The following is a 13217-nucleotide window of genomic DNA, read 5'->3' as shown; positions in this document are numbered from 1 at the left end:
GCGGAAGCCCCCCTCGTGTTCGCCGACGGAAGGCGCGATTTCGATCCGAAGCGAGGGCTGATCGCATATGGGCCGTTCGGCCTGAACGAGCCTGGCAGGCATCCTCAAACCATTGATGTCGGCATAGTTGGAACCGCGGCGACCATCGACTCGACGTTGGCATGGCTCGAACGCTGCCGCTCACACATCGCGAGTGAGACTGGCGTACCGTTCCCAGGTATCAGCGACGCACTCAGGACCGACTGGGCGACCCGGTCGCGGTGGCGATTCGAGGTGCCCGTTGACGAACTCGAGTCGCTCCTTGGTCTGGAACCGAGAACCAGGTTCCAGCGAGCGGTTTCGGTGTTCGCGAATGCAGTCCGATTCCTGGCCGAGCTGGATCCGCCGCCGAGGCTCGTGTTCTGTGCTCTTCCGGCACCGGTGATCGAGTACTGCCGCGTGATCGGCGCCGATGCTGCGGACGGGCCACGACTCACACCCAACGACCGGCGCGTCATCCGCCAGGCAAAGCGCGACGAGCTCGTCGGACAGGCATCGTTCCTGCGCTCGTTCTACCCCGACGTATTCGATCACGCGGGGGAGCTGGCCTTTCGCAACTTCCGTAGGGCGCTGAAGGCGGCCACGATGAGCCTTCGGGTCCCCATTCAGATCATCCAGGCCCGGACCTGGGACGACGCCGCTGGAGGCCAGGCCCCCGATATCCGCGCCTGGAACTTCTGCGTTGCTGCGTACTACAAAGCCGGCGGGCTGCCATGGTCAGTTGATTCCCTGGAGCCGGGCACCTGCTACATCGGGATCGACTTCTTCAAGCGGGTCACCGCAGCCGCATCGGCGTTGCACGCGAGTCTCGCCCAGGTGTTCGACGAGCGAGGCGAGGGCCACGTTCTTCGGGGAGGCGAGTTTCGATGGGTCTCGACCCCTGAGCACAGAACGCCGCACCTCCCGTACGCAGAAGCCAAAGGGCTCGTGTCAGCAGCGATTGCTCAATACAGCGCACACACGGACGTTGCGCCCGTCAGGGTGGTGATCCACAAGGAGTCATCATTCCTCGATGAGGAGACGCGCGGGTTCTGCGATGCCCTGCATGAGCGCGGTGTTCGATTCCGAGATCTTCTGACGATTCGGCCAGGCAGCGTGCGACTGTTCCGCGAAGGCAAGTACCCTCCGGTTCGCGGCACAATGTTTCGCCTCGGCGAGCGGGACGCGTACCTCTACACAACGGGTTACGTGTCGCACGTCGACGCGTACGACGCGGGGTACATCCCCTCGCCCCTGAGGTTCTCGGAACACCAAGGGGACAGTGGCCCGGAGCGCCTTGCGCGCGAAGTGATGGCGCTTACTCGCCTGGACTGGAACACCGCGAACTTCGCGACGGGGAAGCCGGTCACCCTCAACTTCGCTGACCGGGTCGGCGAGATCCTCACGGAGGTCCCTCCCGACCAGGTTCCAGAACCCGCTTACCGGTTCTACATGTAGATCGGTCGAAACCCTCCCGGCCGTAGACGTCGAGCCAAAAGAAGGCGGCCGCCACGAGCCGTCGCCTACTGTACTGCTCTGCTTGGGTTTGCTTGGGGTCGCCGCGGTGATCACTTGTGCTCACCCGTGGCGCACTCGTGCACAATGCTGAGCGTTACTGCGTTCTACGGATGCGGGCGTGCTGCGGGCGAGGATGCGCGCTCGAGGGCGCTCTGGTGCGCTCGGGCCCAGCGGCACGGTACACGGAGCCCTGGCCCGCGTTCTGGAGGGGCACCGCCTTGCCCACAACTTGTGGGCGGAATGGACTCTCGATGGGCTCTTATGGGCCATCGAGTCGCCTGGTACGGACGGGCGGCCTCACACTGATCGTCCGCCTCCCCGGCCTGCGCGCGCCCGGTCGGCGTGAGTGTCTGTCCCTCCGAATAGAGTACGAGCATGGCCGAGGTCGTATTCGTGCTGGGGGCTGGTGCGTCCGTCGAGTCCGGCGCGCCCATGATGACGAACTTCTTGGACGTTGCCGAAGACCTCTGGCGCACAAATGAGCGCGGTGGGGACGACGAGAGCTTCGAGCGAGTGTTCAAAGGGATTTCTGCGTTCAAGAGCGTTCACGCGCAGCTCGCTCTCGATACGACAAACTTGGAGACGGTCTTCAGTGCCTTCGAAATGGGCGCAATGGTGGGTCGCCTTGGAAGTCAGACCGACCCGGACGAGATCGCCAAGGCCGCTCCCGCGATGGCCCGTGTGATTTCGAGGACCCTCACCCAGACCGTACGATTCCCGGCTCCGAAGACGCGCGTCCAAGCACCCGCATCGTACGAGACCTTCGTATCGTTGTTGCGGCGCATCAGGAGCCCCGTCACGAAGATCCACCGGCCCGCAACCCGCGGGCCCAAGGGAGTCCCCGCGGTCATCACGTTGAACTACGACCTCGCTCTCGACTACGCGCTGTTTGTAGGGGGGATGCCGCCAGCGTACTGGCTGTCTGAAGAGACGCACGCGCAAGGCTCGATCAAACTGCTCAAACTGCACGGTTCGCTGAACTGGGGCATGTGCCGCAAGTGTCAGAGAGTGACGCCTTGGAACCTGAGCGCGTTCTTTCAGAACCGTAGCTGGCAACTGTTCTACGACGAACCAGACAGAACGGTAATGCTCGACGTCTTCGACAAACTCGGCGAATTCCGGCACGACTGCGGCGAGGTCGTCGGCGGGGCTCCAGTCGTGGTCCCGCCGACATGGAACAAGTCGGACAATCAGTTACTTCGGAATGTCTGGCAACACGCCGCGCGCGAACTCTCAGAAGCGCGATACATCGTGTTCATCGGGTACTCGTTCCCAGAAACGGACATGTACTTTCAGTATCTCCTTGCCCTGGGTTTGGCGGGAGATGCACGCATCCGCCGTATCGTTGTGGTGAATCCCGATCCCGCGCCCGGTCAGAAGCTCGGCCGCGCGCTTGGCGTAGGCGTTCGACATCGACTCGAGACCGTCAACAAGGGGTTCAGCGCTAGCATACCGGACGTGGAACGCCTGCTCGAAGTTGATGATCGGACAGCCTGAACGTCGCGGCCACACGGCCGCGAGCATCGACTCGATGCTCGGGCCCGGGAGCGCAGGAGGAGGCACCGGGCTGCGCTCCATCCGTCACGATCATTCGGATAGCGCGCCCACAACTTGTGGGCGAAATGGGCTCTCGATGGGCGCTCATGGGCCATCGCGAGCGCCCACGATGTCCCGAGATGGGCCCTCGGAGAGCCCATCGAGCGCCCAAGGACCGGAATTCGATTCCCGAGGCCCCGCTTGACGACATCGCAAGCCCCCGTTCTGCAGGTGCTTTTAACTTCGGCCCCAGGGCAACCTACCCAGCGCCCACAAGCGGGACCTACCCGGGCCTCGGCTCTGGAGCCGAGACGAGATCGGGTCGGAGTTGCCCGTGGTCGGTCGCGCAGTTATACGTTCGTAAGAACGGAGTGACCGTCATGCGGAAGAAGCTCTCGGCCATCGGCAACAGCCTCGGCATCGTGATCGAGAAGCCCATCCTCGAGCTCCTGGACATCGACCGCGAGACCGAGCTCGACATGCGCACGGATGGCGAGCGGCTCATCATCGAGCCGGTCCGGAGCGCGAGGCGAGCGAAGGTGAAGGCAGCGACGCATCGAGCGATGGCGGCTCACGATGCGACGCTCCGGAAGCTCGCGAAGTGAGCGATCCCCTCTTCCTCGATGTGGATGACGTGTTGCTCATCCATGAGGAGCAGCTCGCGACGTACGGTGGGGCCGCAGGTATTCGCGACGTCGGCTTGCTCGAGTCCGCCGTCGCGATGCCGCGTGCCTCTGCGGGCGGTGAGCTCGCGCACGAGGACCTCTTCGCCGCTGGATTCGGCGGGGCTTAGTGCGTCGGTCACAGGTTGTGGGGGGACTCGGCGCGCCGGCGCTGCGAGGCGAGCAGCCCGTGAGACGCACGTACTGGCAGGCCCTGGTCCGAGCGCACCATTGAACGCGGCGGATGCCCGGGCTCTCGGAGCGCGGCCTCGACTCGCAACGCCTCACGTACCTGATCAGCGCGAGGTCTTGGACTTCGCTTTCGCCGCCTTCGTCTTGGCCGGATGCAACGTCTGGTGCGCCGCGCACATCGCCACGAAGGTGGCGATCCGCTTCGCCCGGGTCTCCGGGAGCTTGGCCGTCGTGACCCGGTAGAGGATCGCGTAGCGATTCGCGCCGTCGAGGGTCTCGAAGAACGCCCGAGCACGCGGATTGCCGGCGAGCGCCTCGGCGAGATCGTCGGGGACCGTCGAGGTCTTCGCGCCGTCGTAGGCGCGTTCCCATCGCCCGTCGCGCCTGGCGCGGTCGACCTCGGCGAGCCCCGGCTCCTCCATCCGGCCGCTCGCGATCAGCGCCTCGGCCTTGGCGCGGTTGATCTTGGACCACGGGCTCCGCCGGGTGCGGCGCGTGAAGCGCTGCAGCCACGCGGTGCCGTCCAGCGCTCGCTTCTGCCCGTCGATCCACCCCCAGGCCAGTGCGGCCTCGAGCGCTGCCGCGTACGTGAGCGTCGTGTCGCTCGCCCCCTTCTTCGGGATGCGGAGGAGGACGCCGGCAGACCGATCGTGGTTCTCGCGGAGCCATGCATTCCACGCGGCCACGCCGCGCAGCTCGAGGATCGGGTCGCCGCCCTTCGAGCTCTGCATCTACGCCCTCGGCAGCGTGGCTGCCTGGGGTTCGGGCTCGCGCCAGACGAACAGGTACCAGTAGAAGAGCTGCGCGACGAAGGAGCCGAGGATGTTGAGAAGGACCCACAGGACGCGGCGGCTCTCGGGGACGCGCGTCGAGCGGTACGCGTGGATGCCGTAGAAGATCGTCAGGCCGATCGTCAGCAGCATCGTGGCGATGTGAACGACGAAGAGCGCCGCGATCCACGCCGGGAAGCCACCGCCGGATCCGCGGGGGCCACCGGGGCCCATCGCGATCATTCCGAGCACCGTCACCAGGAACGTGAACATGTACGCCAGTGGCCACAGCGTCACGGCGCCCAGGAGCAGCTTCTTCGGCTTTGACACGTCTCGTCCCCTCCGCTGATGTGACGGTGAAGCGGGCTGCATCCTATCCGCTCTCAGCGAAATCGTCCGTCTTCGGGCAGGCCCCGCGCTGCCCGAGCGGACGCGACATCTTGTCGGCCCAGGGCCTTCGTCACGCGCATCGCCTCTGTCCACTGATCTCGCGCGCTTACGCGCGCCTGGAGGCGTTCCGGACGACGGGGCGACCTCCTGCGTGGCCAGCTGGGCGCCTCCTTTCGCCAGCGCTCCCGTCACGTACCCGGCGCGAACGGGCGGCCACGTGGCAAGATGGCCTCGCCTGTTCCCCTCGCAGCGCGAGGCGCTGGAAGTCGCGCCCGTTCAACGATAGGAGCGAAGCATGAAGATCCAGCTCGGACTGACGAAGGAGTGGACCACCGTCGAGCGCCGCAAGCTGAAGGTGGTGGACCTGCGAGAGTTCTTGATGGAGCACTACCCGCGAGATCACGGGTGGAAGGACGAGAAGCAGGCCCTCATCTTCCTGCAGGAGCACCTGCCGACCGAGCAGCTCCACGCGGTGCTGAAGGCGATGAAGAACGACACGAACGAGGTCACCCGGGAAGCTCCCGAGCTGACGCACAAGAAGTTCTGGTTCGAGGTCGTTCCGGACGAGAAGTAGCGCCCGCGGCGGCACGCAGCATGTAGGCTCATGTAGTCCATGCAGCAGATCCCGTCCCTCCGGGAGCGGGAGGCGGGGCGGTGGCTCGCACGGTCGATCGCGAGTGGCCATCCTGTTGCACGTTGGGCTATATGAGTGCCCGACCAGCGCCAGCGGCCCAGCTCGGGCCCCGGGCGCCGCCACACCCCCGGAGCGCCCGCCGCGAGGCGGGTTTCTTTTACGCTGCGGGATCACGAACTGGAGAGCGTTTGAGCGAGAAGGAAGCAGGCATCGAGGTTCAGGGGCGCGTCGAGGAGTCGAGCGGCGGCATGTATCGCGTGAAGCTCGACCAGGGCCCCGTCGTCCTGGCGTACCCGTCGGGCAAGATGAAGCGGTTCCACATCCGCATCATCACCGGCGATCGCGTGAAGGTGGAGCTGTCCCCGTACGACCTGACGCGCGGACGGATCACGTACCGCGACAAGTAGCGCGGCCGCCCCTCCGCGGTCCCGCTGCGACGGGGCCGAGAAGCCCCGGCCCCTACAGCACCGCGCGCAGCACGGACGAGACCTGCTCGGTCGTCGGCTTGGGTCCCTGGCCGATGGCGTACATGAGCGTGATGCCGTCGATGAGGCCCGCGCAGGTCTCGATGGGCGCGTCCGCCCGCCCGTGCGAGATCAGCTTCACGAAGAACGCGATGGGCCGGCGCGCCGCGGCGGTGAGGCGCTCGCCGACGCCGGCCAGGTCCTCGCGCCGCGCCGCGGCCATGGTCAGCTCGACGCGCGCAAGGAACAGGTGGCGCGTGTCGTCGGCGTAGGCCACGAGCTCGTCGGCCACGTACGCGATGGCGGCGTCCAGCCCCTGCCGCGCGGCGCGCTCGGCGAACCCGACCTGCAGCTCGTCGCATTCCTTCTCCAGCAGCGCCGCCAGGTGGTCGGCGGCCGCGACGAGCAGCGCGCTCTTCTTCGGGAAGTAGTAGGTCGTCGACCCCTGGGGCAGGCCGGCGGCCTCGTCCACCGCGCGATGGGTCACGCCCTCGAGCCCCTGCGTCGCGAGCAGCTCCAGCACGGCCTCGAGGATGACGGCGCGGCGATCGGGTCGGTCCGCCCTGGCGGCGTCCTTGGGCGTGTGCGCCGCGCCTGCCTTCTTCCGTTCGGCTTTGCCCATGGGCGTCTCTCGGGTCCTTCGTGCGGGGCGCGTTGACAGCGGCGGAGTCTCTACATATGTAGAGTCCTCCTAAAGACTCCGCAGCGTCTCCCACTACTCTACAGGACTCGTGACCTCATGACCGCTCCCATCACCCGCCTGAACCCGCCCACCCTGCCCGACGCCGGGGCGATGGGTTACTCGCAGATCTCCGTGGTCGAGCCCGGCGCCCGCATGGCCTACGTCTCGGGCCAGGTGGCGTGGCGACCGGGCGGCGAGGCACCGCCCGCCGACCTCGTCGAGCAGACCCGCATCGCGGCCGCCAACGCCCGGGCCGCGCTCGACGCCCTCGGCGCGACCCCGCACGACATCGTCATGGCCCGCTGCTTCGTGACGGACCTCACGCCCGAGCGGCTCCACGCCGTCTTCCCGCCGCTGCTCGAGCTGTTCGACGGCGCGAAGCCGTGCATCACCGGCGTGGGCGTCGCGGCGCTCGCCGGGCCCGACCTGCAGGTGGAGCTGGAGCTGACGGTCAGGCTGCCGAGCTGAGCCCGGCTCGGGCGCGTCCCTCCGCCGCCGTGCCATTCGCGGCGGCGGAGGTCGCACCCGGGACCCGCCCCGTCCGGCCGCCCGGCGTGCCGTCAGACGTCGCGCGGCAGCACGGTCAGCACGCGCACGATGAAGGCGTGCAGCTCGTTCAGGTAATTTCGCAGGAACGCCTCGGTGCTCTCCTCCGTCACCTGTCCCTCGGGCGTGATCATGCCGGGCCTGAACTGGATGTACGCCTCCATGTTGTTCATGAGCGGCGAGTTGCAGAAGCACAACACGCCGCGCAGGTGGCTCTGCGCCACGGCGGTGCCGATCGCTCCGGGTGAGGTGCCGATCACGCCGGACGGCTTCCGCGCGAAGGAGTTCTGCCCCCAGGGACGGCTCGCCCAGTCGATCGCGTTCTTCAGGCCACCGGGGATCGACCGGTTGTACTCGGGCGTCACGAAGAGCAGCGCGTCGCACTCGGCGATGGCCTTCTTGAAGGCCCGTGCCACCGGCGGGTAGTCGGCGTCGTGGTCCTGGCTGTACAGCGGCAGGTCCTTGATCGGGATCTCCTCGAACTTCAGCTCTGGCGGCGCCAGGCGGACCAGCGCCTTCGCGAGCATGCGGTTGATGGAGGTGGACGAGAGGCTGCCGACGAAGTATCCGACCTTGTAACTGGTCATGTGCGCTCCACCCTGCGTGAACGACGTCGTTTCCCTTCACGGCTGCGGGCTGATGGTCGTCGTCGAGCGCCCCGGCTCCTGCCGCTCCGGCCGGCCGGGAAGGTAACCGAGACCTGGCGCACGGTCGGTGCGTGCCTGCCGGCTCGGTGGGGGCGCCCCACGTTCACTCTTCGTGTCTCGCGCCCGGGTGCAGGCGGGCCGCCAGGTGAGCGGTCGGCCACATGGGCGAGACGGCCGCGGGACGCGGATCGGTGCTCGCCTACCTCGTCCGGAACCGTCATCGCGTCGGCCGAAAGGAGGAGCTGCTGCGAGAGCTCCGGCCGGACGCGATCGTCGCCGACGCGTCGCTCCAGCGGGCGGTGAGCGCCGCGCGCTTCGCCCGGGGGATCGTGAAGGTGCTGCCGCAGCTGCCCAGAGGGTCGAGGACCTCGAGGCCGTCCTCGCCGCGGTGCGATCGCCGGGCGCGGTGCTGGTCGGTTTCTCCGAGGGAGGTCCGCTGGCGCTCGCCTTCGCGGCGACGCATCCGCTCCGCGTGCGCGGCCTCGCGCGGACCGGGTGGTCGAGGACCTCGCCCGCGCTCATCGTGTCGGTCAGGTGCAGGTGCATGCCCGCCCTCCTCGTGCGCACGCCGGCGCAACGGGCGAGAACCTAGGGCGGGGGCCCCGTGCAAGTCCTGACCGAACCCTGATCTCGGAGGTGCCGCGACGGCGGCGCCCGGAACGGGGTGGCGCGAGGCGCGCAGCGGCATCAGAGATCCTGGCGAGCAAGGGAGGCGCGCATGGTCCAGGCTGGCCCGAGGTCCTTCGTCCGGAACGTTCACGGCGTCCGTTACCAGGTGAAGGACGTCGCCCGCGCGGTGGCGTTCTACACGCGGCAGCTCGGGTTCGAGCTGCAGCAGCAGCTGCTGCCCGCCTTCGCCAACGTCTCGCTGGGTGAGGTGAGCCTCCTGCTCAGCGGTCCCGGCGCCTCCGGGTCCCGCCCGATGCCCGATGGGCGGCCGCAGGAGCCGGGCGGCTGGAACCGGGTGGTGCTCAGGGTGGACGATCTCCCCGGGTTCGTCGCCGAGCTGAAGACGGCGGGGGTTCCCTTCCGCAACGACGTGGAGACGGGCCCCGGCGGCCGACAGGTCCAGATCGAGGACCCCGACGGGAATCCCATCGAGCTCTTCGAGCCCGCTCGATCGCCGGCGGGCGCGCGGCCCTGACGTCCATCGCCCTGCCGCCGCCGAGGTGGCGGATGGACGAGGCGCTACGGAGGTGTGCGGCCGGAGGGCGCGGCCCGACGTCGGTCCGGCGGGCCCTCGACGCGGTACGATCGGCACGTCATGGGCAAGGACCACCTGGCGTTCATGATCCGGGAGAGCGTTCGCACGCACGGCCCGAAGGCCGCCATGCGCTACAAGGAGGGCGGCGTCTGGCGATCCATCACCTACGCCGAGCTGGGCGAGCGGATCCGGGCCGTGGCGAAGGCGCTGCTCGAGCGCGGCGTCCAGGAAGGCGATCGGGTCGGGCTCTTCGCCCGGAACGCGCCGGAGTGGGCCATCGCGGACTTCGGCATCCTGACCGCGAAGGCGGTGTCGGTCCCGATCTACGCCACGAACACCACCGAGCAGGCGGAGTACATCGCGAGCGACGCCGGGCTGAAGCTGGTCTTCGTGGGCGACCAGGACCAGTACGACGAGGTCATGGCCTTCCAGGCCGGCGGCGCACCATCACCCTGGGTCATCGCGTTCGACCGCGCCACGAGGCTCTCCGGCGACCGCTCGCAGCACTTCGACGACTTCGTCCGCGACGGCGCGGGCTCGCCGCGCGACGCCGAGCTGGAGCGGCGGCTCGAGTCCGCCGCGACCGGCGACGTCGCCACGATCATCTACACCTCGGGGACGACCGGCGATCCGAAGGGCGCCGTGCTGACGCACGCCAACTTCTTCCACCAGTTCCGGGCCGTGGACGACCGGTTCCAGGTCGGCGCGCAGGACCGGAGCATCTGCTTCCTCCCGCTGAGCCACGTGTACGAGCGGCTCTGGTCCTACTACGTGTTCCGGAGCGGCGCGGAGAACGACTACCTCGCGGATCCCAAGGACGTGATCGCCTGCATGCCCGAGCTCCGGCCGACCGCGATGGTGAGCGTCCCCCGCCTGTACGAGAAGATCTGCGCCGCGGTGCTCGACCGCATCGGCAAGGCGTCCGCGCCGAGGCGGGCGCTGTTCCGGTGGGCGATGGCGGTCGGCAAGGAGTACGGCCAGCGCAGGAAGGAGCGGCGCCGCGCGGGGCCGCTGCTCGCGCTCCGCCACCGCGTGGCCGACGCGCTGGTGCTCTCGAAGATCCGCGACGTCGTGGGCGGCGAGAAGAACTTCTTCTCCGCCGGCGGCGCTCCCCTCTCGCAGGAGGTCGAGGAGTTCTTCTTCGCCGCCGGCCTGCTCATCTGCCAGGGCTACGGGCTCACCGAGACCTCCCCGATGCTCACCTGCAACGCGCCCGGCGCGTTCAAGTTCGGCACCGTCGGCCGTCCCATCCTGGGCTGCGAGCTCCGGATCGCGCAGGACGGCGAGATCCTCGCCCGCGGCGGCAACGTCATGAAGGGCTACTACCGGAGGCCTGCCGAGACGGCGGCGGTCTTCGAGGACGGCTGGTTCAAGACCGGCGACGTGGGGTTCGTCGACGACGACGGCTTCCTGCACATCACCGACCGCATCAAGGACCTCATCATCACCTCGGGCGGCAAGAACATCGCCCCGCAGCACATCGAGGCCATGTTCGGCAGCGAGCCGTACGTCGAGCACGTCGCCGTGGTCGGCGACCGGCGCAACTACGTGAGCGCCCTCGTGGTCCCGGCGTTCCCCGTGCTCGAGCAGCACGCCCGCGAGCGCGGCATCGGCTTCGCCTCGCGCGAGGAGCTCGTGGCGCGCCCGGAGATCGTCGCCCTGTACCGGGAGCGCATCGAGCACGTCAACCGGCGCCTCGCCGGGTACGAGCAGATCAAGCGGTTCACGCTCATGCCCGCGGAGTTCACGCAGGCCGGCGGCGAGCTGACCCCCACCCTCAAGGTCAAGCGCCGCGCGGTCGAGCAGAAGTACCGGGCCGTGATCGACGCGATGTACGCGGGGGCGCCGCAGACCGGCGCCGGCCCGGGGGTCGCGTCTCCCGCCGGCCGGCACTGACCGCCGCGGCGCCGGCCGACCTGAGTGCCGCTCGAGATTCCTTGCCCTCGCGTCCGCCACCTCCGGCGCTCAGCGCTGCGCCGGCGAGGAGCCCAGCGCGTCCCCGAGCGCCCGGAGGAGCGCGGCGCCGTCGCCCTCCCACGCCTGCCCGTGCATGCACGCGAGCGTGGTGGGCCGCCGCGCGGCGAGCTTCTCGATGAGCGGCGCGACGTTCCGCGTGGCGCTGAAGTAGTCGAGCCCGCGGCGGAGCGCCTCGCTCGGCCCGAGGATGTCCCCGGTGGTCACGGCCGGCCCCTCCGCGCAGCCGGGCTGCGTGAACAGGTCGCCGCAGAGCAGCGTCCCGGTGCTGCCGTCGAAGAGGAAGCCGCACTCCCAGCCGTGCGGCAGGTGCGGGGCGTCGATCCAGGTCACCTCGTGCCGGCCGAGGCGCAGCGCCTCCCCGTCGGCGAGCGCCCTCGGCGCGCGGTCCGCCACGTCGGAGATCGAGACCATGGCGGCGATCTGGCCGCACAGCGGCTCCGCCCGCGGCGCCGCCGCCAGCCACTCGTTGAGCGACCCGCACTCGTCCGCCTCGTAGTGCGAGAAGGCGATCCACCGGAGCCCCTCGACCGGCATCACCGCGGCGACCGCCTCGCGGACGAGCGGGAACAGCCGCCGCGGCCCGGTGTGGAACAGGAGCGGCTGCTCGTCCACGACGAGGTACTGGTTGAAGCTGAAGCCGCCCGGCATGGCCGCCGGCGGGATCGGGGTGGAGATGCGGAAGGTGCCGGTGGCGACCTCGTCGACGCGCGTTCCTGAGCCGGTGTTCGTCAGCATGTGGGGGTCCTCGCCTCGGGCGCCCGCGAGCCGGGCGCCTCACCGCGGAGGTGCCGCGGCCGGGCCCGCCGTTACCGCGCCTCGGAAGGGGCGGCCGGGGCGCGCCGGGCCGCCCGCCGTTATGCGCTCGTGCATGGGCTGGCCGGGGACGGCGGGCGCGCCCGACGACGCGTCGGACGGAGCGCTGGCGCGGCGCGCCGCCTCCGGGGATCGTGCGGCCGAGGAGGCGCTGTGCCGGCGCTTCCGCCCGCGGATCCGCCTGTACGGGCTGCGCCACCTGCGCGACGAGGCCGCCGCGGCCGACCTGGCGCAGGACGTGCTCGTGGCGGTGATCGCCCGCCTGCGCGCCGGCGCGGTGCGCGAGCCGGACCGCCTCGCCTCCTTCGTGCTCTCGACCTGCCGGCAGGTCGCCGGGAGCGCCGTCCGCACCGAGCGCCGGCGCGAGGCCCTCCTCGCCGCCGAGCCCCTCCCCGCCCCGCACGATCCGCCGGCCGAGCCGCTCCCGCGCGATCGCCTCGCGCGCTGCCTCGAGGCGCTCGCGGCCCGCGAGCGGGCCGTCGTGGTCGCGACCTTCTACGCGGAGCAGCCCGCCCAGGCGATCTCGCGGGACCACGCGCTCAGCGAGGGCCACGTCCGCGTGCTGCGCCACCGCGCGCTGCGCCGCCTGCGCGCCTGCCTCGGCCTCGAGGAAGCCGCCGGATGAGCCCGGATCCTCGCTGCCCGAGCTGGGACGACCTCTCGGACTGGTGGGCCGGCGACCTCCCGCCGGCGGAGCGGGACGTGCTCGAGGAGCACCTGCTCGCGTGCGAGGCCTGCACCGCCCGGGCCGCTCGCCTGGCCGACCTGGCGGGTGGGGTCGCCGCGCTGGCGCGGTCCGGCGCGGTGACGGGACCCACCACCGCGGGCGTGCTCGCGCGCCTCGAGCGCGACGGGCTCCGCGTGCACCGGTACGCCATCGCCGCCGGCCAGGTCGTCCCCTGCTCGGTCTGGCCCGAGGACGAGGTCATGGCGGCCGTGCTGGACGTGCGCGGCCTCGCCACCGGCGAGGAGGACCGGTTCGATCTCCTGGCCAGCGTCGGCGACGACCCGCCGGTCCGCGTGGACGACGTGCCGCTCGACCGGACCACCGGGACGCTCGTCTGGCTCTCGGTCGCCGCGCGCGAGCGCCGGCGCTCCGCCACGCGGGTGTCCTTCCGGCTGATCCGCGTGGCCGACGACGGCGAGTCGGTGGTGGGCGAGTAG

16 protein-coding genes are annotated in these 13217 nt (G+C 69.8%); 11 read left to right on the top strand and 5 right to left on the bottom strand.

Annotated features, from left to right (window positions below; genetic code table 11):
• Window positions 1–15 precede the first annotated feature (15 nt).
• The 4 genes from ACOQFB_RS06205 (at window position 16) to ACOQFB_RS06190 (ending at window position 3865) form a co-directional block, all read left to right on the top strand.
• Entirely contained in the window at window positions 16–1476 is a 1461-nt protein-coding gene (locus ACOQFB_RS06205) for an argonaute/piwi family protein (RefSeq protein WP_421609975.1), read from the top strand.
• 435 nt (window positions 1477–1911) lie between these two features.
• The gene (locus ACOQFB_RS06200; RefSeq protein ID WP_421609976.1) at window positions 1912–3033 is read left to right on the top strand and encodes an SIR2 family protein; all 1122 of its coding nucleotides are present in this window, start codon (window positions 1912–1914) and stop codon (window positions 3031–3033) included.
• Between the two features lie 419 nt (window positions 3034–3452).
• Window positions 3453–3677, top strand: a complete 225-nt coding sequence (locus ACOQFB_RS06195) for an AbrB/MazE/SpoVT family DNA-binding domain-containing protein (protein ID WP_059436129.1) — start codon at window positions 3453–3455, stop codon at window positions 3675–3677.
• Window positions 3674–3865: a hypothetical protein gene (locus ACOQFB_RS06190; protein WP_421609977.1), complete on the top strand. Its 192-nt coding sequence runs from the start codon at window positions 3674–3676 to the stop codon at window positions 3863–3865. Before ACOQFB_RS06195 ends, ACOQFB_RS06190 begins: the two co-directional genes overlap by 4 nt.
• A 165-nt stretch (window positions 3866–4030) precedes the next feature.
• Here the strand turns inward: ACOQFB_RS06190 and ACOQFB_RS06185 are convergent, their stop codons facing one another.
• Entirely contained in the window at window positions 4031–4657 is a 627-nt protein-coding gene (locus tag ACOQFB_RS06185; RefSeq protein ID WP_059436080.1) for a YdeI/OmpD-associated family protein, read from the bottom strand.
• Entirely contained in the window at window positions 4658–5026 is a 369-nt protein-coding gene (locus ACOQFB_RS06180; RefSeq protein WP_059436081.1) for a hypothetical protein, read from the bottom strand.
• A 355-nt stretch (window positions 5027–5381) separates the two neighbouring features.
• Here ACOQFB_RS06180 and ACOQFB_RS06175 point away from each other — a divergent pair, with 355 nt between their 5' ends.
• Window positions 5382–5660 (top strand): hypothetical protein, encoded by a 279-nt coding sequence (locus tag ACOQFB_RS06175; protein WP_059436082.1) that lies wholly within the window; start codon window positions 5382–5384, stop codon window positions 5658–5660.
• A gap of 248 nt (window positions 5661–5908) precedes the next feature.
• A complete protein-coding gene (gene infA / locus ACOQFB_RS06170; protein WP_012634130.1) occupies window positions 5909–6127 on the top strand; it encodes a translation initiation factor IF-1 in 219 nt (72 codons plus the stop codon).
• Window positions 6128–6179: 52 nt separating this feature from the next.
• Here the strand turns inward: infA and ACOQFB_RS06165 are convergent, their stop codons facing one another.
• On the bottom strand, window positions 6180–6806 hold the full coding sequence (locus ACOQFB_RS06165) for a TetR/AcrR family transcriptional regulator (protein WP_059436083.1): 627 nt from the start codon (window positions 6804–6806) through the stop codon (window positions 6180–6182).
• A 117-nt stretch (window positions 6807–6923) separates the two neighbouring features.
• On the opposite strand from ACOQFB_RS06165, the gene ACOQFB_RS06160 reads away from it, so the two are divergent.
• Window positions 6924–7334 (top strand): RidA family protein, encoded by a 411-nt coding sequence (locus ACOQFB_RS06160; protein WP_059436084.1) that lies wholly within the window; start codon window positions 6924–6926, stop codon window positions 7332–7334.
• Window positions 7335–7426: 92 nt separating this feature from the next.
• On the opposite strand, the gene ACOQFB_RS06155 is transcribed toward ACOQFB_RS06160, so the two are convergent.
• Complete coding sequence (locus tag ACOQFB_RS06155; protein WP_059436085.1) at window positions 7427–7999, bottom strand: NADPH-dependent FMN reductase; 573 nt, start codon at window positions 7997–7999, stop codon at window positions 7427–7429.
• 778 nt (window positions 8000–8777) lie between these two features.
• On the opposite strand from ACOQFB_RS06155, the gene ACOQFB_RS06150 reads away from it, so the two are divergent.
• Both ACOQFB_RS06150 and ACOQFB_RS06145 read left to right on the top strand, forming a co-directional pair.
• Window positions 8778–9203: a VOC family protein gene (locus ACOQFB_RS06150; protein WP_421609978.1), complete on the top strand. Its 426-nt coding sequence runs from the start codon at window positions 8778–8780 to the stop codon at window positions 9201–9203.
• Between the two features lie 120 nt (window positions 9204–9323).
• Window positions 9324–11159, top strand: coding sequence for an AMP-dependent synthetase/ligase (locus ACOQFB_RS06145; protein ID WP_421609979.1), 1836 nt, complete (start codon window positions 9324–9326; stop codon window positions 11157–11159).
• 69 nt (window positions 11160–11228) lie between these two features.
• Here the strand turns inward: ACOQFB_RS06145 and ACOQFB_RS06140 are convergent, their stop codons facing one another.
• Window positions 11229–11975 (bottom strand): oxygen-binding di-iron domain-containing protein, encoded by a 747-nt coding sequence (locus ACOQFB_RS06140; protein ID WP_421609980.1) that lies wholly within the window; start codon window positions 11973–11975, stop codon window positions 11229–11231.
• A 133-nt stretch (window positions 11976–12108) separates the two neighbouring features.
• Here ACOQFB_RS06140 and ACOQFB_RS06135 point away from each other — a divergent pair, with 133 nt between their 5' ends.
• Window positions 12109–12678, top strand: coding sequence for an RNA polymerase sigma factor (locus ACOQFB_RS06135; protein WP_421609981.1), 570 nt, complete (start codon window positions 12109–12111; stop codon window positions 12676–12678).
• Window positions 12675–13217 carry a zf-HC2 domain-containing protein gene (locus ACOQFB_RS06130; protein WP_494492506.1) on the top strand — a complete coding sequence of 181 codons (543 nt, stop codon included), beginning with the start codon at window positions 12675–12677 and terminating at the stop codon, window positions 13215–13217. Before ACOQFB_RS06135 ends, ACOQFB_RS06130 begins: the two co-directional genes overlap by 4 nt.

It is taken from the genome of Anaeromyxobacter sp. Red801 (genome assembly GCF_049201065.2).
GTDB lineage: Bacteria > Myxococcota > Myxococcia > Myxococcales > Anaeromyxobacteraceae > Anaeromyxobacter.
The sequence above is the reverse complement of the archived record's forward strand: the minus strand, read 5'-3'. Positions and strand labels throughout refer to the sequence as shown.

Bases quoted from the DNA above. Each gene is read 5' to 3' on its own strand.
- ACOQFB_RS06200 (WP_421609976.1), top strand. From the start codon at position 1,912: ATGGCCGAGGTCGTATTCGTGCTGGGGGCTGGTGCGTCCGTCGAGTCC.
- ACOQFB_RS06195 (WP_059436129.1), top strand. From the start codon at position 3,453: ATGCGGAAGAAGCTCTCGGCCATCGGCAACAGCCTCGGCATCGTGATC.
- ACOQFB_RS06185 (WP_059436080.1), bottom strand. From the start codon at position 4,657: ATGCAGAGCTCGAAGGGCGGCGACCCGATCCTCGAGCTGCGCGGCGTG.
- ACOQFB_RS06175 (WP_059436082.1), top strand. From the start codon at position 5,382: ATGAAGATCCAGCTCGGACTGACGAAGGAGTGGACCACCGTCGAGCGC.
- ACOQFB_RS06165 (WP_059436083.1), bottom strand. From the start codon at position 6,806: ATGGGCAAAGCCGAACGGAAGAAGGCAGGCGCGGCGCACACGCCCAAG.
- ACOQFB_RS06160 (WP_059436084.1), top strand. From the start codon at position 6,924: ATGACCGCTCCCATCACCCGCCTGAACCCGCCCACCCTGCCCGACGCC.
- ACOQFB_RS06155 (WP_059436085.1), bottom strand. From the start codon at position 7,999: ATGACCAGTTACAAGGTCGGATACTTCGTCGGCAGCCTCTCGTCCACC.
- ACOQFB_RS06150 (WP_421609978.1), top strand. From the start codon at position 8,778: ATGGTCCAGGCTGGCCCGAGGTCCTTCGTCCGGAACGTTCACGGCGTC.
- ACOQFB_RS06145 (WP_421609979.1), top strand. From the start codon at position 9,324: ATGGGCAAGGACCACCTGGCGTTCATGATCCGGGAGAGCGTTCGCACG.
- ACOQFB_RS06140 (WP_421609980.1), bottom strand. From the start codon at position 11,975: ATGCTGACGAACACCGGCTCAGGAACGCGCGTCGACGAGGTCGCCACC.
- ACOQFB_RS06135 (WP_421609981.1), top strand. From the start codon at position 12,109: ATGGGCTGGCCGGGGACGGCGGGCGCGCCCGACGACGCGTCGGACGGA.
- ACOQFB_RS06130 (WP_494492506.1), top strand. From the start codon at position 12,675: ATGAGCCCGGATCCTCGCTGCCCGAGCTGGGACGACCTCTCGGACTGG.